Genomic DNA, 22,662 nt, shown 5'->3' on the forward strand with positions numbered 1-22,662 from the left:
GGTGTCCGGAGCGGTCCGCGGACCGGGCTACGAGCCGGGCGGGGCCGGGATGCCGAGGGCGCCCGAGGAAGGCGGTCGCCGCCGGCGTACGGCCGGCGCGGTTCCACGCCACGTACTCGACCCGGGTCGGCGCGTCGGTGACCTCGACGCTCGTCACGCCGGTGAGCCGGGGGACGTAGGCGGAGGGCAGCATGGCGACGGCGAGCCCCTCGCCGACGAGCCGGGCCATCAGGGAGTCGGCGGTGGTCACCTCGAAGGCGACATCGCGGACCAGGCCGGCGGCCGCGAACGCCTGATCGGACTGGACCCGCCCGGCCGTTCCGGGCGGCAGGTCCACGAACACCTCGGAGGAGAGCCGGCGGAGGTCGACTCCCGTCGCCTCGGCGAGGGGATGGCCGGGTGCGACCGCGGCGACGGTCGGGATCAGGCCGACGGTCAGCCGTCCGCGCACCTCGCCGACCGCCGCGGCGACCTCGGTGGCCGCCCGTTCGGCGGCTTCCAGGCACTGGCGCGCGGCGGGGAGGAAGGCCGCACCGGCCTGGGTCAGCCGCACCCGGCGGCTGGTGCGCTCGAAGAGTCGCGCGCCCGGTTCCCGCTCCAGGCGCGCCACTTGATGGCTGAGGGCGGACTGGACGACCAGACACCGTTCGGCGGCCCGGGTGAAGCTGTTCGTCTCGGCCACGGCGAGGACGTACCTCATCTGCTGGAGCTCCATCGATCCATCGTGAAGAGAGATCGATGAGGTGACAAGCATGTGTTGGACTCATCGATCACGGGGCGACGAGACTGCGAACATGACAAGTGCAGCAGCAGAGAGGCTTCCGGGCGCGACGGGGGGCGGTGGGACCCGAGAGAACCCGTCCGGTGGCGGTCTCCCCCGCACCCTTCTGACCGCGCTCGCGCCCGTGTCGTGGGGCACGTTCTATGTGGTCACCACCGAACTCCTGCCGCCGGGACACCCGTTGTTCGCGGGTCTGCTGCGGGCCCTGCCCGCCGGGCTGTTGGCGCTGGCGCTCGGCAGGACGCTGCCTCACGGGGCGTGGTGGTGGAAGGCCGCGGTGCTCGGTGTCCTGAACATCGGGATGCTTTTCCCCCTGCTCGTCATCGCGGCCGAGCGCCTGCCGGGAGGGGTCGCCGCGACGCTGGCGGCGGCTCAGCCGCTCGTCGTCGCGCTCCTGGCCGTGGCGGTGCTGAGGGAGCGGCTGTCGGTCCGGCGCCTCGGCTGGGGAGTGGCCGGCATGGCCGGCGTCGGCCTGGTGGTGATCGGACCGAGCGCGGCGCTCGACGCCGTGGGGATCGCGGCCGGTCTCGGCAGTGCGGCGTCCATGGCGCTGGGGGTGACGCTCACCAGACGCTGGGGGCGTCCCGCCGGGGCGGGTCCCACGGCGTTCGCCGGGTGGCAGCTCACGGCGGGCGGCGTCTTCCTGCTCCCGCTCACGTTCCTCGTCGAGGGGGCGCCTCCCGCGATCGACCTGCCCGCGGCCCTCGGCTACCTCTGGCTCGGACTGGTCGGCGGTCTGGCCGCCTTCGTCCTGTGGTTCCGTGGCCTCACCTCCCTGCCCGTCGCCTCCGTCGCGGTGCTCGTCCTGCTCTCTCCGCTGGTCGCCGCCGTCCTCGGCGCCGTCCTGCTCGGCCAGACCCTCGGCCCCGTCCAACTCCTGGGCTTCGCGCTCGCCCTCGCCGCGATCGTGGCGGGCCAACTCCCGCCGCCCTCACCGACACCCCGCGTGCGCGGCTGAACCCCACGTACACGGCCGGAGCGGACGACGTCTTCTCCGTCCTGATGGGCGAGGACGTCGAAGCCCACCGCCACTTCATCCGGCGCAGCGCCGAGTGCGTCCGCTTCCTCGACATCGGACCCCGGCCCACGGGCTTCCGCCGACGGCCGTCACTTCCCGTCGGAGGTGCCGAGGGCCTGGAAGTCGGCCATGCCGTAGACGTCGTGGACGTAGACGTTGGTCAGCCGGGGGTTGCGGTAGAACACGGCCTTGTCGGCGACGATCGGCAGGTAGTAGGCACCGTCGACGACCTTGTGGTCGATCCGGCGGTAGGTCTCGGCGGCCGCGGCCGGGTCGGTCGTGGCCGAGGCCTGGTCGAACAGGGCGTCGATCTCCGGCTCGTCGACCTCGGGGAAGTTGAAGTTGCCGCTCGGCAGGATGAGGCGGCCGTCGGCCAGGGGCTCCAGGAACCCGGAGCCGGTGGGGTAGTCGGCGCCCCACCCGAAGAAGGTGAGGCCGTAGCCCTTGCTTCTGACCACGCTGGGCGTACCGACGACGGCGGACCGCTGAGCGGCGTCGTACCCCGCGGTCCTGACGGTGATGCCGACCTTCTTGAGCGCGCTCTGGAGCGCGGCGGCGGAGCGCTGCTCCTCCTCCCTGTCGCCGCGCAGGGCCAGGGTCGTGGTGAAACCACCCGGCTTGCCGCAGGCCCGCAGCTCCTCCTTCGCCTTCTCCGTGCGCGGCTTGCCGTCCGCGCGTCCGAAGGGGTCGTAGCCGTCGGAGCCGGCGATCGTCGGCGGAAGCATGGTGCTCTGCCTCGATCCGGCCGTCGGGCCTCCGCGTGCCGTCGCGAGGGCGGCGAGGTCCGCCGCGTAGAGAACGGCCTTGCGGCAGTGGACGTTGTCGAGCGGCTTGACCTTCGAGGCGAGGGCGACGTACCGCACGTAGCCCGTGTGCGGGTTGTCCGCGTTCTCCTTCAGCTTGGGGTCCCGCAGCACCCTCGCCCGGGAGGCCGGCGACAGGCCGCTGGACATCACGCTGAGGTCGGCGGTGCCGGCGAGCAGCCGGGCGTCCACGTCGTCGGCGTTGCCGGAGATCGTCAGCTCCACCCTGTCGGGCAGGGCCTTGCGCAACGGGTCGGTGGCCGGGTCCCAGTGGTCGTTGCGGACGAGGGTGAGGGACTTGCCCGGTACGTAGGAGTCGAAGCGGTACGGACCCGAGGAGACCGGCTTCTCGCCGTAGCGGGCTCCGGTGTCCCGCTCTCGCGGCACCGGGGCGGTGGCGCCCATGGCCAGCAGGTGCGGGAAGTCGGAGTCCGGCTTGGCGAGCGTGAAGACGAGGGTCGAGTCGTCGACCGTGCGCACCGAGCGGAGGCCGGGTCCGTCGGGGGCCGCGTCCTTGTACGGGCCCGGGTAGTCCTGCCCCTGGTCCAGGGCCTCGACCAGGAAGAGCGGGCCGCCGGGGACGACGTCCTGCGCGAAGGCGCGCTCGATGCCGTACTTGACGTCCCTGGCGGTGATGGCCGAGCCGTCCTCGAACGTCAGGCCCCGCTTGAGCTTGACGGTGTAGGTCCTGCCGCCGTCGGTCGAGACGGGGGCGGCCTCGGCGAGGTCCGGCACGAGCGTCTTGCCCTGCGCGCCGGGCCGGGCGTCGTAGGTGTAGAGGGTGCGGGCGTAGAAGCGCTGCATGTTCCAGACCCACCCGTAGTAGGAACGGGCGGGGTCCCACGAGTCGGCGTCGTAGGTGCTCCACAGGCGGAGCGTGCCGCCCTTCTTCGTGGAGGCGTTCACGACGCCGCCGACCGCGGCGTCGAAGCCGGCCGCGCTGGTGGAGCCGCCCGAACCGCCCCCGCCCGTCGTCGAGGTGGCGGGCTCGTCCTTGTTCTGGGTGGCCCACAGCACGGCGCCACCACCGCCCGCGGCGAGGACCACGGCGAGGCTGACGGCCACGAGACGGCGCCGGAAGCGGGCGGCGCCCGCGGGCGCCTGGACGACGGGCCTGGTCGACGCCGCCCCGGCGCCGGCCACCGTCGCCGGCGGCGGGACGAGGGGCCGGCCGATGACGACCGGCGGCGCGGTGGCCGCGCCGGGCGCGGCGACGTCGGCCGCCTGCGGCGCGTCGGGCGGGAAGGCGGGGAGGGGCGGCACCGCGGGATGCGGGGTCGGCGTCTTGTCGAGGCGGACGGGCGGATTCTCCGTCGGGGCGGTCTCCGAAGTCGCCACGGCCCCGTGCGTGGGCGCCTCGCCGGGACCCCGGCCGTGCGTGGGCGTCCCGTCGGGACCCCCATCGTGCGTGGGCGCCTTCCCGGGGCCAAGGCCGCCGTCCTGGGCGGCCTGACCTGCCGGGTTCCGGGTCTCGCCCTCTCCCCCGCCGTCCTCTCCCCCGCCGTCCCGGCGCTCGTCCCGGTCGGCGGGCGCCGTCCGGTGGGCGAGGCGCGGGTCCGGCGCGGCAGGGGCGCCAGGGGCGGCCGCGAACCCCCCTGCGCGGGAGGTGAGGGCCTCGGCCACCGCCGCCGGGAGCCAGTCGGTCTCCTTCGGGAGGTGGCCCGCGAGGGTCTGGCCGCCGGTCTCCCCGAGCAGCTGCCCGAGCTCCGCCAGGAGTTCGGGCACGGTGGGCCGGCGTTCGGGTTCCTTGGCGAGGCAGCGGGCGACGAAGTCGGTTCCGGCGGGCAGCCCGCGAAGATCCGGCTCCTCGTAGACGGCGCGGAAGTTCACCGAATGAGGGGCGCCGATGCCGAACGGTCCGGCTCCGGTGGCCGCGAAGGCCAGCACGGCGCCCAGGGAGAACAGGTCGCCGGCCGGGCCGACGGCGCGCCCCGTCACCTGCTCGGGCGACATGAACCCCGGGGTGCCGATCACCATCCCGGTCCGGGTGAGCGCGGTCGCCTCGGTGGCGACGGAGATGCCGAAGTCGATGACCCGTGGCCCGTCCCCGGCGATCAGGACGTTGGAGGGCTTCAGGTCGCGGTGGATCAGGCCCGCGCCGTGGATCGCCTCGAGCGCCTCCACGAGTCCGGCGCTCAGCAGGAGCAGTGAGTGCCTCGGCCATGCGCCGTGAGCGCGCACCGCCTCGTCGAGCGGCATGCCGGGGACGTAGGCGGTGGCGAGCCAGGCGGGCGCCCCCTCGGGGTCGGCGTCCACCACGGCCGCGGTGAAGAAGCCGGTCACCCTGCGGGCGGCCTCCACCTCCCGGGCGAAGCGCCGCCGGAACTCCGGGTCCTCGGCCAGCTCGGCGCGCACCACCTTGACGGCGACCATCCGCCCGCTGGTCGAACGGCCCAGGTAGACCCGGCCCATGCCGCCCGCTCCCAGGCGCGCGAGGAGCCGATAACGCCCCACCTGCCGTGGGTCCGCCGCGCCCAGCGCTTCCAATGCCGCCCCCCGCAGAGCCCGTCCCGTGGTCGTCAGGCGATGATGACACACCGGATCATTCCGTCTCGGCACGGGCTCCGGGCCGTTGACGCCATGGACGCCCCCGCGGACCGGTCAACGGTCACCGGTCAGGACTTCTGTCCGAAGCCCTGTCCTTCCTCGTGCGCCGCCGGGCGCAGCAGGTGGTTTCCGGCGAGTTCGATCGCCTCCGGGGTCGTGTAGCCGGGGTGGTCCGCGATGAAGTAGTGGCGGCCGATCGCGAGCGCGAAGGCGAGGATGCTGCGGGCCTCGATCTCCGCCGGGTCGGTGAGGAACCTGCCGAACATCCTGCGCAGGAAGTCCATGCGCTCGTTGTCGATGCGGCGCAGACGTGCGGCGACGGACGGATCGTGGCGCGCCCAGGAGCGGACCGCGATGTCGATGCGGTGGAAGTCCTCCGAGGAGGTCAGCTGGGCGACGCGTCGGATCGTCTCCGCCCCGGCTCCGCCTTCGGCGTCGACCCGGGCGATGATCTCCCGGGTGCAGCGCCGTTCCCACTCGTCGAGTATCTCCTCGAGCAGGGCGGGGCGGCCGTCGAAGTGGCCGTAGAAGCCGCCCTTGGTCACGCCCAGTTCGGCGGCGAGCGCCTCGACCCGGACGGCGTCCGGCCCTCCTCGGGCGAGGGCGGCGAGGCCCGCTTCCACCCATCGGCTCCGTGGTGTGCGAGCGACGGCGGGGATACGACCACCTCCATTGATCATGCCGGATCCGATGTGTACGGTAGCGTACACATCAAATATACGGTGCCGTATACACGAGAGGCCGGACATGCCGCGACGCGCAGCGACCGCCTACACCGAACAGCCCTGGCTCATCCACGACCTGACGCCTGATTTCACCGTCCAGGACGTGTGGTCGTTCCGCACTCCCGGAGCCGGGCCCGACGACTTCCCCGTGATGCTGGCGGCGATGCGCGCCGCCGGCGGCCCCGCCCGCCAACACCCGGCGGTGCGCTTCCTGTTCGCCGTGCGGTGGAAGCTCGGTGCCGTGCTCGGCTGGGACGATCCGTCGGCAGGCGTCGGCGCACGGGTCGCCTCGCTGCGCGACCGTCTCACCGGCGACCTCCAGGACGTTCCGCGCGGCCCGGACGACGAGGGCATGCCCCTCAAGGCGGTCTACGAACTCCCCCGCGAGGCCGCCCGCGAGCTGGCGAACAAGACCGTCCACACCGTGATGCACCTGGGGTGGGTGGAGGGCGCGACCGGCGACTACGAACTGCGGATGGCCGTGCTCGTGAAGCCCAACGGAGCGACCGGGCGCCTCTACATGGCCGCCATCGCGCCGTTCCGGTACCTCCTCGTCTACCCCTCCCTGACCCGGCAGTGGGAACGCGCCTGGCGGGACCGGGCCGAGCCGGAACGCGCCGGGCAGGGCCGCCCCCGACGGGAGGACGGCCTCACGCCGCCGGATGCGGAGAAGCCGCGCGGAGAGGGGAGCGGGCGATGAACACCCGTCGAAAGATGCTGCGTTGGGCGAGCGGGATCATGGTCTTCCTGGGCGTCGGGCATGTGTCCCTGCTGGCGGCGGCCGCCTGGGGTGACGTCAGCGGCTGGGTGGAACGGGGGCTGTGGGCGGCGGTGCCGCTCGCGCTGTCGGACGGAGGCGCGGAGCCGACGGTGGACTCCCTGCGGAACGAGGTCACCTTCTGGGCCGGCCCGGGCAGCTTCGCCGTACCGCTGGTCCTCCTGGCGGCGCTGATATGGCATCTGGCCGGACGCGGGGTGCGCGTGCCACCGGGAATCGGCTGGGGCATCGCGGCGTGGTGTGCGGTGGGCGGGACCCTGCTGGTGCCGTCGCCGTTCTTCGTCGGGATCGTGGCGGGGGCACTCGTCGTCGGGGCGGCCCGGATCGGGGAGCGGCCGGAGGTCTCGGCGAGCCGGGAGGGGCAACCCGTGTGAGCGGAGCCCCCGGTCGGGGAATGGCGATCGGGGGTGACGGTCGAGGAGCGGGGAGGGGAGCGCTTCGCGCCGCCTTCGCCGGTCAGCCGTAATATGCACGGCGCGTCGGCGGCGCGGCAGCGGCCGCCGTCGTCGTCGGTGCCGACATCAGGACCCCACCGTTCGCGTGCGGTCGTACGCACTACCCTTACTTGGAGGCCTTGTTGAAACGCCGCCTGCTCTTGCCCCTCCTCGCGGCTCTGTTCGCGCTCCTGGCACCCGTCGTGCCCGCGGCGCCCGCGGTCGCCGTCGATCCCGCCGACTGCGGTGGAGCGGGCGTGGAGCGCTTCGGCCCTGCCTCGGTGACCGGCGCCATCGTCGGCGCCGCCGTGCACGAGGGGCGCGGCTACGTCGTGACCCGGGGTCTGAAGCCTCCGGTGCTCGCCGAGTACGACCTCGCCACGCGCACGGTCGTGCGCCAGACGCCGATACCCGACGGCCCCGCCGAGGGTTCGCCCGAGGGCGCGTGGGCCACGGCCGTGTCGGGCGGCAAGGTGTACATCGGCACCTATCCGGTGCCCGACCTCTACCGCTTCGACCCCGCCACCGGCAAGGTCGAGCGCCTCGCCTCCCTCGGCGTCAGCGGCGGCTTCATCTGGAGCATGGCCGCCGCGCCGGACGGCAAGATCTACGCGGGCACGTACCCGGACGGCAAGGTCTGGGAGTACAACCCCGCCGGCGGGGCCGTCCGCAACTTCGGTGTCCTCGCCGCCGGTGAACGCTACGTCCGCTCCCTCGACGTCGACGCGACCAACGTCTACGCGGGCCTGCTCGACACGGGCAAGCTGATGTCCGTCAACCGGTCCACGGGTGCGACACGCGTCCTGGCGCAGGGCGCCACCGGCATCTCCGCGGTCTCCGTCGGCCGTACCCGGGTGCGTGCCGCGAGCGGCGGCACGCTGTACGACGTGCGCACCGACGGCACCGACCTCCGCACGGTCGACCTGGGCGGGAACTCGGTCGACTCGATCGGCCTGGCCCCCGACTACACCGCCTACCTCTCCACCCGTCCCCACGGCACCGTCTACCGCTACCGCACCGCCGAGCCGCTGGTGGAGATCGGTACGCCCCGCTCCCAGGAGGAGACCCGGGGCATGTTCCTGGACGGCACCACGCTCACCGGCTTCGCGGGCAGCGGCGGCGCGTGGACGATGGACGTGACCGACGGGCGGACGACGTACACCGATCTTCTGGACGCGGGCCTCACCGGCGGCGCCGAGCGCCCCCAGTCGATGTTGTACGACGCCGACCGCGGCGCGGTCTGGGTCGGCGGGCACTTCTCCGTGACCGTCCACCACCCCGCCACGGGGACCCAGCGCCGGATCTGGGTGCCGGGCGAGCCGAAGGCGCTGACCCGCCGCGGTGACAAGATCTATGCCGCGATCTACCCGAGCGGCCAGATCGTCGAGATCGACGCCCGGACGGACGCGCTGCGCAGCCTCGGCTACCTCGGCCATGGCCAGCAGCGCCCCTGGGACCTCGAGTACGACCCTGCCACCGACAAGCTCCTGGTGGCCAGCGCGCCGCTCGGCGCCAGCCTGACGGGCGCCCTGTCCGTCGTGGACCCCGACACCTCGCTGATCGAGGTGTACCCCGACGTGATCAAGGACCAGAGCCTGATGAGTCTCAGCCTCGGTCCGGGCGGTGTGGTCTACCTCGGCGGGGACGTCCGGGGCGGCGGAGGCACCACCCCGACCCGCACGACCGCGGCCGTGGCCGCCTTCGACCTGGCCACCCGCACCGTGAAGTGGGAGGTCCTGCCGGTCGCGGGCAACCAGACGCTGCAGGACATCAAGGTGCACGACGGCATCCTGTACGGCGTCTTCAAGCGCAACGCCGGCTGGTTCACGATGGACCTGGCGACCCGTCAGGTCCTCGACAAGGGCACCCTGTCCGGTTACGGCGAGATCGAGGTGCACCAGGACAAGGTGTTCACCTCGACCTACTTCGGCGGCGGCAACGTCCATCTGCTCGGCCCGGGCCTCCCGGACCCGCGGCTGATCGCCACCGGTCTCGGCGACGACTGGTACACCAACCCGCAGCTCGCGTTCGAGCCGGGAAGCTGGAAGGCGTGGGCCCTCGCGGGCCGCGATCTGGCCCGGCTGCGCCTCGACCCGTCCTGCGCGCCGCTGACCGTCACCCCCTGACCCGGTCACGCTTCACCGCCGACCGGCCGATCCGCTGACGGCCGACCCCGACGGTCCGCATCCGGCGGGGGCCCGTACCTCACGGGCCCCCGCCGTTTCGCGTCTCATGACCGTGACGGCTCCCGTACGGCGGTCAGCGCAGGGACCACTTCTGGTTGGCCGCGCCGGTGCACGACCAGATCTGGGCCCGGGTCCCGTTCGCCGAGCTGTTGTCCGAGGCGTCCAGGCACTTGTCCGCCGGCACGTTCACGAGGTCTCCGGCGGACGTCTCGTACCTCCACGCCTGGGCTCCTGAGCCGTTGCAGGTGTACAGCTGCGTCCTGGCGCCGTCGGCCGTCGACCCGGAGGTCACGTCCAGGCACTTGCCGAGTGCGCGGACGGTGCCGTCCGTACCGATGGTCCAGCGCTGGGCCGCGCTGCCGTTGCAGTCCCACAGCTGGACGGGCGTGCCGTCGGATGCCGCGCCGCCCGCCACGTCGAGGCACTTGCCGCCGAGGCCGACGAGTGCGCCCGACGCGCCGGGGCCCTCGGACGGGCTGCCCGACCAGGTGAAGGTGGCGGAGGTCCGGCCGGGCACGGAGTACGCGAAGTGCCGGCCGCCCCAGTTGACGGTCAGGGTCCGCGCGCCGGTGGAGTCGTTGTAGGCGATGAGGGCCTTGGAGCCGTCCGGATTGCGCCAGGCGACGTTCGGGACGGCCGCGTCGGCGGTGGAGGCGATCCGGTGGGCGCCGGGCATCACGAACTTCGTGAGGTGGCCCATCGTGTAGTACTCGACGGTGTAGTCGACCTGGCCGTGGCGCGCGTCCCCGTTGTGGACGGTGATCAGGCCGTCGCACGTGCCGCAGCCGCCGTTGTGCGGGCCCCGGTTCTGGTCGACCGCCAGGGACCACTTGGTGACCGACTTCGCCCAGTTCCGGGTGTAGTCGATGATGTTCATCATGTCCTCGCGCTGCTGGTGCGCGATCCAGGTGCCGCCGGAGTGCTCGGTCTGGAAGGCGTCCAGCTGCGGGTACCGGTCGTGGATCTCGGTCTGCCGCCTGACGTCACCGCCGTAGCCGTGCCAGGTGATGCCCCCGAAGTTCGGGTGGCTGCGGACCGCGGCGTCGTCCACGGTCTGCGCGGCGTAGGCGTCGTAGGTGTCCCAGTTCCAGTCGTGCGCCAGGACCTTGGTGGGGAGCCCCGCCGTCGCCAGCTTGGGCAGCAGCTCGTTCTTCGTGAAGTACGCGAGCCCGGAGGCGTTCCAGCTCATGGAGGGATAGCCGGCGCAGCAGGTGGGTTCGTTCTGGGCGGTGACGTAGTCCACGGGGACGCCCTGGTCGCGCCAGGCCTGGAGGTACTTCACGAAGTAGTCCGCGTACGTGCCGTAGTTCTCGGCCTTCAGCCATCCGCCGTCGAGCCGGCCGTTGTCCTTCATCCACGCGGGGGCGGTCCACGGCGAGGCGACCAGGGTGAGCCGGGGGTTGAGCTGCTCGGCCTGCCGGGTCAGGGGCAGCACGTCCTGCAGGTCGTGGGCGAGGGAGAACTTCGCCAGGCCGGGGTCGGTCTGTCCGGCGGGCAGGTCGTCGTAGGTGTAGCCGAACCGGGCGAGGTCGGAGCCGCCCATGGGGTTGCGGACGAACGACAGGCCGATGCCCTCGGTCGGGGAGAAGAGCCCCCGCATCGTGGCGTCGCGCGTCGACGCGGAGAGGGCTCCTGATCCCTTCATGAGCCAGGCGGCGGTGTCGGTGAACGAGGCTCCGCCGCCCGTGAAGGTCTGGTAGCGGGTGTTCTCGTCGACGGTGACGGTCGAGCCGCCGCCGCCCGGGCCCGCCTGGAACGCGAGGGGGGCCTGCTGCTGGAGGCCGCGTGTGACATGGCGGCCGCCCGCGTCGTCGGTGGTGGTGAGCCAGACGTTCACCTGCTCGCCGGCGGCCCGGGCGGTGCCGGTGGACAGCCCGGTGGCTCCGGTGAGCCCGGCCGCGGCGAGCACGCCGGCGAGGAGGACGCGCACCGCCCGGCGGGCGCCCCGGGGCCCGCGGCGGGGAGCGTGCCCGCGGCGATGCCGCGGGCGGAACCCGGGGCCGTTCCTGACAGAGGCGGAGAGGGTCGGGCTGATCATGTCGGTGCCCTTCTCGGTGGATGTGGGGGTGGTGGACCGAGTGATGGACCGAGGCGTGAGTGAACTGCCCGGCCGGGCGACCGTCAAGACCTCGCGCATTCATGACTTGAACGCGCAACAGGGTTCGCGAGGAGGGAACTTGGGATTCGGCCGAAGTCGACGTGAAGTATTGACGGCACGGAGGCGGGGCTGTTGACTCACCGCACCGCGCCGGAACCGGTTCCGGTACCGGTTCCGACACCGATGTCAGTTGCCGCCTGACCCCGCCGCGGAGGCCCTCCGATGCGTGTCACCATCGCCGACGTCGCACGTGAGGCGGGTGTCAGCAAGACCACCGTGTCGCGCGTCCTGAACACGGGTGCGGAGGTGGACGCCGTCACCGCCGCCCGTGTTCGCGAAGTGATCGGTGTGCTCGGGTACGTACCCAGCTCCGGGGCGGTCGGCCTGGCGCGCGGCACCAGCCGCACCATCGGCATGCTGGTCCCGTCGCTGACCTGGCCCTGGATGGGCGAGGTCCTCCAGGGTGTCGCCGACACCGTCGAGGCCGCCGGATACGGCCTGCTGCTGTTCACCTGCAACCGGGGCGCCGAATCGGTCGACCACTTCGCCGGGCAGGTCTCCGCCCGGGCGTTCGACGGCCTCCTCGTCGTCGAGCCGGAGAACACCCTGGAGACCATCACCGCCATGCACCGCCGCGGCCTGCCCGTCGTCCTCGTCGACGACCGCGGTCACCACCCGGCGTTCCCCTCCGTCGCCACCACCAACCGCGCCGGCGGCACGTCCGCCGCAGCCCATCTGGCCGCCTCGGGCCGGTCCCGGCCCCTCGTCATCACCGGACGCCGGGACTTCGGCTGCGTACGGGAACGGCTGGCGGGCTTCCTGGACGTCCTGCCCACCGGCCTGGTGGCCGAGGGCGAGTTCACCGAGGAGACCGGCCGGGCCGGCATCGAGCGGGCCCTGGCGGAGGGCCGGGACTTCGACTGCGTCTTCGCGCACAACGACCTCATCGCAGCGGGCGCGCTGCGCGCCCTGCGGGAGGCGGGCCGGCGGGTCCCGGAGGACGTCGCCGTCGTCGGATTCGACGACATCCCCATGGCCCGGCACACCGAACCACCGCTGACCACCGTCCGTCAGCCCATGCGGCGGATGGGCGAGACGGCCGCCGGAATGCTTCTCTCCGGTCTCGCAGGGGGGACGATCCCCGTCGAACCGGTCGTCCTTCCCACCGAGCTCGTCATCCGCCGCTCCGCACCCGCCCCCTGATCCGGCACGGCACGGCCGCCGACGCCGCACGGCCCGCACCCCAGGGCACCCGCACACCGCACCACGGAGTACGACACCACCGAGAGCACGACACCGCACAGCACAGAACCGGCGCCGTGAGCACACCGCACCGCAACGGCACGCCGCCGGCCCGTCCGCCCGCAGAAGGAGCCGCAATGCCACGATCCCGCTTCAGGAGCAGAACGAGTACGGCGCTGGTCGCGGCCACCGCCGTCCTCGGCGGTCTGCTCGCCGGCGCCCTGCCGAGCGCCGCCGCCGGCGCCGGGGCGCGCGCCGAGGAGCCCGTACCGGTGGCCGTCGACCGTTTCGAGGGCGAGATCCCCTTCGCGAACCCGCCCGCCGAGGGCATCTTCACCTGGGGCAGCGACGCCGACGACCAGCCGACGCTGAGGATCGCGGACCGAGCCGACGCCCCCGAGGGCGACAAGGTCCTGGAGGGCAGCTACGACATCAGCGGCTGGGGCGGTCTCAGCCACGACTTCGCCTTCGACGCGCCGGCCCACGACTGGACGGCGTTCAAGGGCATCCGCTTCTGGTGGTACGGCCAGAACACCGCTCCGCTGCCGCCGGGATCGGGCAAGCGCGTCCACTTCGAGCTCAAGGACGGCGGGGCGAACGGCGAGGCGTCCGAGCTGTGGACCACGTCGTTCACCGACGACTGGGAGGGCTGGCACCTCGTCGAGATCCCGTTCGCCGACTTCCAGTACCGCGCGGACTACCAGCCCGTCGGCGGGATCGACCAGGTCCTCGGCCTGAACGAGATGTGGGGGTACGCCCTCACCCTGCCGCCCGGCTCGCCGGGCTCCTTCGCCCTCGACGGTGTGGAGCTGTACGGCAAGGCCGAACCGGCCCTCACCACCAAGGTCGTCACCGACGCCGCCGTGTACCCGGTCGCCGAGGGCGGGACCGCCCAGGTGCGGGTATCGGTCGCCACCACGGGCTCCGGACCGATCGACGAACCCGTGACGGTCGCGTACACCACCGAAGGCGAGAGCCCCGCGGGCGGCGGCGCCACGACGGGACGGGACTACACCCCGGTGACCGGCAGCGTGACGTTCCCGGCCGGCACACCGTCCGGCACGTCCCGTTCGATCGCCGTGGCGACCACGAAGGACGGTTCCGCCGAGGCCGCGGAGACGATCCCGCTCCGGCTCACCGTCACCGGGGCCAAGGCCCCGGCGGAGACGCCCGTGGTCGTCGTGAACGCCCACGGTCTGCCGTACCTCGACAAGAGGCTCCCGGTGAAGAAGCGGGTGGCCGACCTCCTCGGGCGGATGTCGCTCGCGGAGAAGGCCGGCCAGATGACGCAGGCCGAGCGCAACGCGCTGAAGTCGCAGGGCGACATCGCCTCCTACGACCTCGGCTCGCTGCTCTCCGGCGGCGGCTCGGTGCCCACCCCCAACGCTCCCGAGGCGTGGGCCAAGATGGTCGACGCGTACCAGCTGCGCGCACAGGCGACCCGCTTCCAGATCCCGTTGATCTACGGCGTGGACGCCGTCCACGGGCACAACAACGTCATCGGGTCGACGATCATGCCGCACAACATCGGCATCGGGGCCGGCCGCGACCCCAAGGTCGCCGAGAGGACCGGCGCCGTCACCGCCAAGGAGGTGCGGGCCACCGGCATCCCGTGGGACTTCGCGCCCTGCCTGTGCGTGACCCGCGACGAACGCTGGGGCCGCTCGTACGAGGCGTTCGGCGAGGACCCCGCCCTGGTCACCGCCATGGAGACCGTGATCAACGGCATGCAGGGCGCGCGCAACGGCCGGGACCTCGACCGCAACGACAAGGTGCTCACCAGCGCCAAGCACTTCGTGGGTGACGGCGGAACCGAGTTCGGTTCCTCGACCACCGGCTCCTACACGATCGACCAGGGCGTCACCAAGGTCACCCGCGAGGAGCTGGAGGCGGTGCACCTCGCGCCGTTCGCCGAGGCCGTCGAGCGGGGTGCGGGCACGGTCATGCCCTCGTACTCCTCGCTGGACATCCTGGGTGATGACCACGGCCCGGTGAAGATGCACGCCAACGCCGAGATGATCAACGGGGTCCTGAAGGACCGGATGGGATTCGACGGCTTCGTCATCAGCGACTGGCAGGCGATCGACCAGATCCCCGGCGACTACCCGAGCGACGTCCGCACGTCGGTCAACGCCGGACTCGACATGATCATGGTGCCGACCAACTACCAGGACTTCACCCGCGTCCTCCAGGACGAGGTGACGGCCGGACGCGTCAGCCCGGCCCGCGTCGACGACGCGGTGTCGCGGATCCTGACACAAAAGTTCAAGCTCGGACTGTTCGAGCAGCCGTACGCCGACACCACGCACCTCGGCACCGTCGGCTCCCCCGAGCACCGCGCCGTGGCGCGCGAGGCGGTCGCCAAGTCCCAGGTGCTGCTCAAGAACGACGGCGCCGCGCTGCCCCTGAAGACGTCGCAGAAGGTGTACGTCGCCGGGTCGAACGCCGACGACCTCGGCAACCAGGCCGGTGGCTGGACCATCAGCTGGCAGGGCGCGTCCGGCCGGACCACCACGGGCACCACGATCCTGGAGGGGATGAGGAAGGCCGCTCCCGGCGCGGAGATCTCGTACTCCAAGGACGCCTCCGCCGCGACGGACGGCTACGACGTCGGCGTCGTGGTCGTCGGCGAGGCCCCCTACGCCGAGGGCTTCGGGGACGTCGGCAACGGCCACGACCTCGAACTCTCCGCCGCCGACAAGGCGGCCGTCGACAAGGTCTGCGCCGCCATGACGTGCGCGGTGCTGGTCGTCTCCGGCCGGCCGCAGCTCATCGGCGACCGGCTCGGCGCGATCGACGCCCTGGTCGCGTCCTGGCTGCCCGGCACCGAGGGCGACGGCGTGGCGGACGTCCTGTACGGCAAGCGTCCCTTCACCGGACAGCTCCCCGTGACCTGGCCGAAGTCCGAGGCGCAGCTGCCGATCAACGTCGGCGACGCCTCCTACGACCCTCAGTTCCCGTACGGCTGGGGCCTGACCACGCTGACCAAGGCGCCGGCGGGCGGGGAGACGGCGCTGCGGGCCATCGGCGCGGCGGCAAGGGTGCTCCAGGCGACGGGCCTCGGCGGCTCGGCGCAGGGCAGGGAACTGGTCGGCAAGGCCCGGCAGATCGTCCAGCAGAAGATCGGTCAGGACATCACGGAGGCGACGGCCAAGCCGTTCGCCGAGGCGGACCACCTGCTGCTCACCGGTGACCTCGCAGGGGCCGTCGCGCGGCTGACCACCGCGTACCGGGCCGCCTGAGCGACTGAGGTCCCGGTAGGGCACGGGGGGGTACGGGGCCGGGCGACCGGCCCCGTACTCGTGTGGCGGCAGCGCCGTCCGCCCGGTGGGCCTCCGCTCAGCGGACGCGCGCGGCGATCGCTCGCGCGCAGTCGAGCGACTCGGTGCGGGTCGTGTCCACCTCCAGGTCGTAGCGCACGCCCTGGTGGACGATCGCCGACTGGAGGGCTGCCATGCCGACGGTCCGGTCGCCCCGCGCGATCTCGCGGCCCGCGGTCACCTCGGCGTCGCAGCGGACGCCGACCCAGAGCACCGGGAGGCCGTCGAGCGCCCGCTGCCAGCGCTCCTGCGAGGCCGCGCCGCCGAGGAAGACGTCGTCGACGACGATCCGGGCACCGGCGCGGGCCATCGCGGCGATCCCTTCCCGCCAGGCCGCTTCCAGCGCGTGGAACTCCGGCCCGACGCTCACCCCGCCGTCCCCGGCGAAGGTGATCCCGTCGTCGGAGGCGCGAAGGGAGGCGGGCAGGGCGTCGACGAACGAGTCGACCCCGAAGGCCAGCCAGGGGTCGGGCAGGACGGCCTGAAGACACCGGACGATGCCGGTCTTTCCCGTACTGGAGCCGCCGTTGAGAATGATCATCCGGGTCGTCACCGCGCCACAGTAAGGGCGCCCCGGCGAGGCGTCGAGCGGATATCGGCGCTCCGCACGCGGCGCCGGGGCTCCCCCGGGACCGCTACGACCCGGCCGCCTCGGGGCCGCGCCGGACCCCGACGGCCGCCAGCACGGCTCCCGCCACGCACAGGACTCCGGTCACCAGGACGGCGGTGTGGACGCCGTTCATGAACGCCTGACCGCTGCCTTCGACGACCGCCGCCCTCAGCTGGGCGGACATGTCACCGGAGACGGGCGCCACGCCCATCGCCACGGCGTCCTCGGCCTTCTCCAGACCGTGGGCCATCGGCGCGGGCACTCCGGCCGCGGTCAGTTCGGCGGTCAGCGTGGAGCCGACGCGGCTGCTGATGAGGGAGACCAGGACCGAGGTGCCGAGCGCGCCGCCGATCTGGAGCGCCGTGGCCTGGAGTCCGCCCGCCACACCGGCGTCCTTGACGGGTGCGTTGCCGACGATCGCCTCGGAGGAGGCCGCCATCACCATGCCGACGCCGAGACCCAGCGCGACGAACGGCGGCCACAGCGCGGTGTAGGAGGAGTGGGCGTCCCAGCCGAGCATCCCGAAGGCCGCGCCCGCCTGGAGGAGCATGCCGACCGGCATCGTGAGCCGGGCGCCGAACCGGTCGGTGAGGGCGGCGCCGAGGGGTGAGGCGATCACGGACGCCAGGCTGAGCGGCAGGGTGCGCACGCCCGCCTCGACGGGGGTGAATCCTCGGACGTTCTGCAGGTAGAGCATGACGAAGAAGATCAGGCCGAGCAGGACGAAGAAGTTGACCGCGGTGATGACGGTGCCGATGGTCAGGGCGGGGCTCCGGAAGAGCCGCATCGGCAGCAGCGGGTGCCCGACGCGCGTCTCGTACCGGCCGAAGACCAGCAGCACCACGACACCGGCGGCGATCGTGCCCAGGGTGGAGGCCGAACTCCAGCCCCAGGTCTCGCCCTTGACGACGCCGAAGACGACCACGAGCAGCCCGAGCCCGAGGAGGAGGACGCCCGGGACGTCGAACGCCCGGCCGCCCGCGGGGCTCTTGCTCTGCGGCAGCACCAGGGCGCTGAAGACGAGGGCGACGACGCCGATGGGGGCGTTGATGTAGAAGACGGACTCCCAGCTGACGTGTTCGACGAGCAGTCCGCCGACGATGGGGCCGAGCGCCGTCGACACGGACGAGACCATCGCCCAGATGCCGACCGCCATGCCGAACTTCTTCGGCGGGAACACCGCCCGCAGCAGTCCGAGGGTGTTGGGCATCAGCAGCGCGCCGAAGAGGCCCTGGAGCGCGCGGAAGGCGATGACGCCCTCGATGGAGCCGGCGAGGCCGATGGCGACGGAGGCGACGGTGAAGCCCGCCACTCCGATCATGTAATACGTCCGCCGGCCGAAGCGGTCGCCGAGCTTGCCGCCGAGGATCAACGCGGCGGCGAGGGCGAGGAGGTAGGAGTTGGTGACCCATTGGAGGTCGGCGGTGGACGCGCCGAGGTCCCGGCCGATCTCGGGGTTGGCGATGGAGACGACGCTGCCGTCCAGGCCGACCATGAACAGGCCGAAGGCGACGGCCACCAGGGTCAGCCAGGGACGGGAGCGGACACCGTCGCGCCGGGGGGCCTGGGGAGGCGAGTGGGCCGGAACGACGACGATGTCGGGCGTGCGGGAGGGCATGGTGAAGTGCCTCGTCCTTCTCGTGACGGGTGGGAACCCGGGGGTGGGTGGTATGGGCCCGTTGCCTGGCCTCCGGCCCGGCGGAAGCGCCGGGGCGGGACGGGATCAGGACGGGACCGGGATCAGGGCCGGATGAGGGCAGGGGGGAGCGCCGGGCCGGGGCCGGGGCGTGGGGGCGCGCGGGACCGGGGCCGGATCAGGGCAGGGCGTGGTCAGGGCAGGGCGGGATCAGGCAAGCTCGGCGAACAGGCGGGACGGGGCTGGCTCGGCTGGGACAGGTTCCGGTCGGGGCGGGGCCGGCTTGGGGTCAGGTGGGGCGGATGTGCCGGGTCAGGGCCTCCAGCGCGGGGACGGCCCGCGCCAGGGCGAGGCACGCCTCGTCGTCGAGGTGGTCCAGCCCGGCGAGCACGTAGCCGCGGAACAGGTTCTCGACGGCGGCGACCCGGGACAGCGCCTCGTCCGTGGCGTGGAGGCGGGCGACCCGCTTGTCGGCCGGGTCCTGCTTCCGCAGCAGCAGGCCGCCGGTCACCATCTGGGACACCAGCGTGCTGACGTTGTTCGGCTTCATCAGCAGGGCCTCGGCGGCCTGGCTGACCGTGATCCCCGGACGCTCCCTGACCAGCCGGAGAATCGCCAACTGCCCGTCGGGGGGCTTGGGGTGCGGGAAATCCTGGTCCAGTCGGCGCTCCAGGGCCCGGTGCAGGTCGGGCAGGACGTCGACGAGCGCCGCGGCGGTGCGCGCCGCTCCGTCGTGACCCTGCGGGTCCTCGATGCTGTTTGCCATGACCGCGAGATTAGCCATGAAGACATAGGTATGTCAACAGAGCCATCTTCGGGCCACCGCGTCAGGGGCTGCTGTGGCGCGGGCGGGAGTACTCCTCGTCGGTGACCTTCCCGACTGAGGCCCGGGCCCGCGCGCGGCTCGGGCGTCTCGCCGACTCGGCCGGAACGCGCCCGGTGGGCTTTCCGCCCGGCGGCTACCCATCTCCACGTCGATCAGCCGCGCCCGGCCGCGCGGGCGGCGAGACCCCGTTGCCGCCGAGGCGGCGCGGAGGGGTACATGACCGGCCCGGTACGTACCGGCGCGCTCGCATGCACCAGCGCCGTGCGTACGTACCGGCGCGTGCGGTTCGTACCGGCGCCGTGCTGCCTACCGGCACGTACGTACCAAACGCTTGCTTTGTACGATGTGGCCATGCCCCCCGCTCGTGGAGACCATGACGCCCGTCGGCGCGACGTGTCCGAAGCCGTCTGGCGCGTGTTGGCCGAACGCGGCTTCGGCGGCCTCACCTTGCGTGCGGTGGCCGGCGAGATGGGCGCGACGACGGGGCTGCTCACGCACTACTTCCCGAGCAAGCGGGCCCTGCTCCGTACCGCCCTGGAGGTGCTCGCCGAGCGGACGGAGCAGCGGCCGCGCCGCAGTGCCGGCGGCCAGGGTCTCGTCGCGCTGCGCGCGGCGATGCTCGATGTCCTGCCGCTCACGCCCGAGGCGGCGGCGAGCAACCGGATCTGGGTGTCCTCGTGGGACGTCGCCCTCGCCGACCCCGAGCTCGCGGCCGAGCACGCCGAGCGCTACCGCCGCTCGCGGATCAGGCTCACCGCACACGTCGAGGAAGCCCGGCGGCGGGGCGAACTCCCCGCCGGCTCCCCGGCCGAGGACCTGGCGGCAGCGGCCCAGAGCTTCGTCCTCGGGCTGGTCGTCCAGGCGCTGTTCGCACCGGCGGACTTCCCGGCGGAGCGGCAGGTCCGCCTGCTGGACGACTGGTTGGCGAGCGTACGCGCCACAGCCGGCGGGCCGCTGCCGTCCTGAGTGGGGCCGGCTGCCGCCTTCCGCGCGACGGTCCGTCCGCGAGCGCTCAGGTCGCCGGCTCGGGCGCGGGACCGGGCCCGGGCAGCGGGCCGGGCGCCGGGTGCGGATCGGGCCGGGGGGCCGGCGGAGGCTCGGGATCGGGCTGCGGCTGCGGCGGCGCCGGGGGCACCGGATCGGGCCCGCCCGGGCCGGGCACCGGCCCGGGAAGCGGACCCGGCTGCGGGCCGGGGCCCGGCCCCGGCGACGGGGTGGGGCTGGGAGGGACGGGATCGGTGGGAGGAGTACCCATGACACCACCTGGTCGTAGTCGTGGTCATCGTCCTTGATCGCCGTCGACCCGGTGCTGCGCGGATCGCGGTCATCGCGTCGCCTACCCGTCGGGCGTCCGATGACACCCGGCGCACCGGCCCCGGGCCCGGGGGCCGCGTCCGGCCGTCCTCGCCTCCGGCGCGCGGCGGCGCACCGGGAAGGGTTAGGTGGGTAGTACCGGGGGCTCACGGGCGGGCGATCCGGATCCGCCGGCCCTCCGGGGCGAGGAGGCCGATCCTGATGTCCAGCACCGTGAGGGACATGCTCGACACGTACCCGGCCGACCTGGGCGGCATCGACCAGACGAAGCTGACCCGCTGCATCGAGGAGTGCGTCGCGTGCGCCCAGGCGTGTACCGCCTGCGCGGACGCGTGCCTGTCCGAAGGCATGGTGGGAGACCTGACGAAGTGCATCCGTACCGACATGGACTGCGCCGACATCTGCACGGCGACCGCGTCGGTCCTCTCCCGCCACACGGGGTACGACGCCCACATCACCGCGGCGATCCTTCGGGCCTGCTCCGTCGCGTGCAAGGCCTGCGGCGACGAGTGCGCGTCCCACGCCGATCTGCATGACCACTGCCGGGTCTGCGCCGAGGCGTGCCGCTCGTGCGAACAGGCCTGCGAGGAGCTGCTGACGTCCCTCGGCTAGGGATGGACCGGTCGCTCGAGACGGCAGCCATAGGAGGGACGTTTTCGGGAAGAGGCGGGGCGTGGGACATGGTCCCGCGCCTCAGAAGGAGATCGACATGGCTACTGGCACCGTCAAGTGGTTCAACGCGGAGAAGGGCTTCGGCTTCATCGCTCAGGACGGGGGCGGCCCGGACGTCTTCGTCCACTACTCGGCCATCGACGCCGCCGGGTTCCGCGAGCTCGACGAAGGGCAGAAGGTCACTTTCGACGTGGTCCAGGGCCCCAAGGGCCCGCAGGCCGAACACGTCACCCCCTCTTGATCACCGCTTGATCACCCGGGCGCCGCAGCGCCCACCCCCGGCCCGCCCCGCCCCGCGCCGCCCGGCGCGGGGCACGTTCCTGGCCGGCCACGTGTCCGTACCGGCCGGCCTTCCGTGACCCCGCCGGGGCCGGGCCCGGCAGGGACGCACCCGAAGCCGCGCGTCGTACCGGTGCGCGCCACGTCGCTTCGTACCGGTGCGCCCTACGCCGCCTCGTACTGGTGGGGGCGGCCGCCGCGCCATTCGATCAGCCGGTCGTCGCCGACGAGCGACTCCGGGTCGTCGATGCCGGCTCCGCGGGCGAGTTCGACGAGATCTCCGTCGTCGTAGGCGATACCGAGTATGGCGCCGCGCGTCGTGACCCGCCGCCCGCCCGTCGGGGAGAGCCTGTGCACCGTGATCAGGGCTTTCATGATGACGCTCGTGCCCCCGTGCGCCGCCGCCATGCCCCTTCGGGCCGATCTTGGATGCGGCAGTCGTTGCGCGGGAGGCGCCCCGGGGGGCGTACGGCAAGGGATGGAGGGATTGATTCCGGGTAGTCGCGCCTCGTGACACCGGAGCACGAGGAAGAGCGCGGACAGCCCGACCCCTCCCGGGACTCCATGGACGAGGTGGCGAGCCGACTCCTCAAGGAGATGGGAGAGGCCGCCGTACGTCTGCGCCGTCGGGCCGCCCGGTTCGGGCAGGAGCCGCCGCCGGAGGATCACGACGACAGCCGCGCCAGGTAGGGCCGCCCGCGGAGGGCGGAGACGGCGGAAGGAGCGGATCATGGCCCACGACGAAGCCGACCGGAGCGCCGGGGAGCCGGCGTCGACGGACACCGAGGGGCGCGGCGACGACGTCTACCAGCCGACCCACTCCGACGTGTCCAACCGGCCCACCGACGACCTCGACCTCGAGAACGCCATCGGTGCGGACGAACTCGACGTCATGCTGGACCAGGGCTACGCCCCGCCCGACCGGCCGCACGCCGTGACCCGCCACGGCACGACCGGCCGCGAACAGAGCGAGGGACAGTCGCTCGACGCGCGCCTCGCCCAGGAACTCCCGGAGACCGAGCCACCGCCGGGCGACGGCATCGGGGATCTGGTGGACGGCGAAGGCGAACCGGTGGACCGGGAGTCGGGCGCCACCCGCGCGGGCCGCCTGGTGCCGGTGGACGAGCCGGCGCCGGGCCGGACCGTCGGGGTGCTGGCCAGGGACGTCGGCATCGACGGTGGTGCGGCCGCGGCCGAGGAGGCCGCGATGCATGTGGAGCTCGCCATCGAGGGCGGGGACGAGGACGAGGACCAATAGGCGGTGCCGGCGGCCCGTGGGCCGGGGACGAGGGAAGCGGCGCCGCCGTGGAAGCACGACGGAGCCGCGTGGCAGGGGAAGGTACGGCGGGAAGGGCCGGGTCGGGCCCTTCCCGCCGTAGCGCTGTGACGGTCC

The 22,662-nt window shown here is 73.0% G+C and carries 18 protein-coding genes and 1 pseudogene; 11 read left to right on the forward strand and 8 right to left on the reverse strand.

Annotation, left to right across the window (positions count from 1 at the left end):
• Positions 1–27: 27 nt before the first annotated feature.
• Positions 28–715 (reverse strand): annotated as a pseudogene (locus ACZ68P_RS21245) (LysR family transcriptional regulator).
• A gap of 79 nt (positions 716–794) precedes the next feature.
• Here ACZ68P_RS21245 and ACZ68P_RS21250 point away from each other — a divergent pair.
• Entirely contained in the window at positions 795–1,739 is a 945-nt protein-coding gene (locus tag ACZ68P_RS21250; RefSeq protein ID WP_471008328.1) for an EamA family transporter, read from the forward strand.
• 149 nt (positions 1,740–1,888) lie between these two features.
• Here ACZ68P_RS21250 and ACZ68P_RS21255 read toward each other — a convergent pair whose 3' ends face one another.
• Both ACZ68P_RS21255 and ACZ68P_RS21260 read right to left on the reverse strand, forming a co-directional pair.
• A complete protein-coding gene (locus ACZ68P_RS21255) occupies positions 1,889–5,056 on the reverse strand; it encodes an ABC transporter substrate-binding protein (protein WP_471008331.1) in 3,168 nt (1,055 codons plus the stop codon).
• Between the two features lie 161 nt (positions 5,057–5,217).
• Positions 5,218–5,829 (reverse strand): TetR/AcrR family transcriptional regulator, encoded by a 612-nt coding sequence (locus ACZ68P_RS21260; protein WP_471008333.1) that lies wholly within the window; start codon positions 5,827–5,829, stop codon positions 5,218–5,220.
• Positions 5,830–5,896: 67 nt separating this feature from the next.
• Here ACZ68P_RS21260 and ACZ68P_RS21265 point away from each other — a divergent pair, with 67 nt between their 5' ends.
• The 3 genes from ACZ68P_RS21265 to ACZ68P_RS21275 all read left to right on the forward strand — a co-directional run bounded on the left by ACZ68P_RS21265 (position 5,897) and on the right by ACZ68P_RS21275 (position 9,212).
• Complete coding sequence (locus ACZ68P_RS21265) at positions 5,897–6,574, forward strand: DUF2867 domain-containing protein (RefSeq protein ID WP_471008335.1); 678 nt, start codon at positions 5,897–5,899, stop codon at positions 6,572–6,574.
• Positions 6,571–7,026, forward strand: a complete 456-nt coding sequence (locus ACZ68P_RS21270) for a DUF6463 family protein (protein WP_471008338.1) — start codon at positions 6,571–6,573, stop codon at positions 7,024–7,026. Before ACZ68P_RS21265 ends, ACZ68P_RS21270 begins: the two co-directional genes overlap by 4 nt.
• 203 nt (positions 7,027–7,229) lie before the next feature.
• Positions 7,230–9,212: an NHL repeat-containing protein gene (locus ACZ68P_RS21275; protein WP_471008340.1), complete on the forward strand. Its 1,983-nt coding sequence runs from the start codon at positions 7,230–7,232 to the stop codon at positions 9,210–9,212.
• A 133-nt stretch (positions 9,213–9,345) separates the two neighbouring features.
• On the opposite strand, the gene ACZ68P_RS21280 is transcribed toward ACZ68P_RS21275, so the two are convergent.
• Positions 9,346–11,310, reverse strand: a complete 1,965-nt coding sequence (locus ACZ68P_RS21280; RefSeq protein ID WP_471008341.1) for a ricin-type beta-trefoil lectin domain protein — start codon at positions 11,308–11,310, stop codon at positions 9,346–9,348.
• A gap of 282 nt (positions 11,311–11,592) precedes the next feature.
• On the opposite strand from ACZ68P_RS21280, the gene ACZ68P_RS21285 reads away from it, so the two are divergent.
• Together ACZ68P_RS21285 and ACZ68P_RS21290 are read left to right on the forward strand one after the other, a co-directional pair.
• Positions 11,593–12,573 (forward strand): LacI family DNA-binding transcriptional regulator, encoded by a 981-nt coding sequence (locus ACZ68P_RS21285; RefSeq protein WP_471008343.1) that lies wholly within the window; start codon positions 11,593–11,595, stop codon positions 12,571–12,573.
• 176 nt (positions 12,574–12,749) lie between these two features.
• Positions 12,750–15,854, forward strand: coding sequence for a glycoside hydrolase family 3 N-terminal domain-containing protein (locus ACZ68P_RS21290; protein WP_471008344.1), 3,105 nt, complete (start codon positions 12,750–12,752; stop codon positions 15,852–15,854).
• 97 nt (positions 15,855–15,951) lie between these two features.
• Here ACZ68P_RS21290 and cpt read toward each other — a convergent pair whose 3' ends face one another.
• The 3 genes from cpt to ACZ68P_RS21305 form a co-directional block, all read right to left on the reverse strand.
• Positions 15,952–16,473, reverse strand: coding sequence for a chloramphenicol phosphotransferase CPT (cpt, locus tag ACZ68P_RS21295; RefSeq protein ID WP_471008788.1), 522 nt, complete (start codon positions 16,471–16,473; stop codon positions 15,952–15,954).
• Between the two features lie 94 nt (positions 16,474–16,567).
• Complete coding sequence (locus ACZ68P_RS21300; RefSeq protein WP_471008347.1) at positions 16,568–18,160, reverse strand: MFS transporter; 1,593 nt, start codon at positions 18,158–18,160, stop codon at positions 16,568–16,570.
• A gap of 307 nt (positions 18,161–18,467) precedes the next feature.
• The gene (locus ACZ68P_RS21305) at positions 18,468–18,944 is read right to left on the reverse strand and encodes a MarR family winged helix-turn-helix transcriptional regulator (protein ID WP_471008350.1); all 477 of its coding nucleotides are present in this window, start codon (positions 18,942–18,944) and stop codon (positions 18,468–18,470) included.
• Positions 18,945–19,355: 411 nt separating this feature from the next.
• Between ACZ68P_RS21305 and ACZ68P_RS21310 the strand changes: the two genes are divergently transcribed.
• The 3 genes from ACZ68P_RS21310 to ACZ68P_RS21320 all read left to right on the forward strand — a co-directional run bounded on the left by ACZ68P_RS21310 (position 19,356) and on the right by ACZ68P_RS21320 (position 21,231).
• The gene (locus ACZ68P_RS21310) at positions 19,356–19,970 is read left to right on the forward strand and encodes a TetR/AcrR family transcriptional regulator (RefSeq protein WP_471008352.1); all 615 of its coding nucleotides are present in this window, start codon (positions 19,356–19,358) and stop codon (positions 19,968–19,970) included.
• Between the two features lie 549 nt (positions 19,971–20,519).
• Positions 20,520–20,930, forward strand: coding sequence for a four-helix bundle copper-binding protein (locus ACZ68P_RS21315; protein ID WP_471008355.1), 411 nt, complete (start codon positions 20,520–20,522; stop codon positions 20,928–20,930).
• A gap of 97 nt (positions 20,931–21,027) precedes the next feature.
• The gene (locus ACZ68P_RS21320; RefSeq protein ID WP_365714204.1) at positions 21,028–21,231 is read left to right on the forward strand and encodes a cold-shock protein; all 204 of its coding nucleotides are present in this window, start codon (positions 21,028–21,030) and stop codon (positions 21,229–21,231) included.
• Positions 21,232–21,434: 203 nt separating this feature from the next.
• Here ACZ68P_RS21320 and ACZ68P_RS21325 read toward each other — a convergent pair whose 3' ends face one another.
• Positions 21,435–21,644, reverse strand: a complete 210-nt coding sequence (locus ACZ68P_RS21325) for a hypothetical protein (RefSeq protein ID WP_471008357.1) — start codon at positions 21,642–21,644, stop codon at positions 21,435–21,437.
• 135 nt (positions 21,645–21,779) lie between these two features.
• Here ACZ68P_RS21325 and ACZ68P_RS21330 point away from each other — a divergent pair, with 135 nt between their 5' ends.
• Both ACZ68P_RS21330 and ACZ68P_RS21335 read left to right on the forward strand, forming a co-directional pair.
• Positions 21,780–21,959 carry a hypothetical protein gene (locus ACZ68P_RS21330; protein ID WP_471008359.1) on the forward strand — a complete coding sequence of 60 codons (180 nt, stop codon included), beginning with the start codon at positions 21,780–21,782 and terminating at the stop codon, positions 21,957–21,959.
• Positions 21,960–21,999: 40 nt separating this feature from the next.
• Complete coding sequence (locus tag ACZ68P_RS21335) at positions 22,000–22,527, forward strand: DUF5709 domain-containing protein (RefSeq protein ID WP_471008361.1); 528 nt, start codon at positions 22,000–22,002, stop codon at positions 22,525–22,527.
• Positions 22,528–22,662: the final 135 nt, after the last annotated feature.

It is taken from the genome of Streptomyces sp. NPDC036822 (assembly GCF_055609145.1).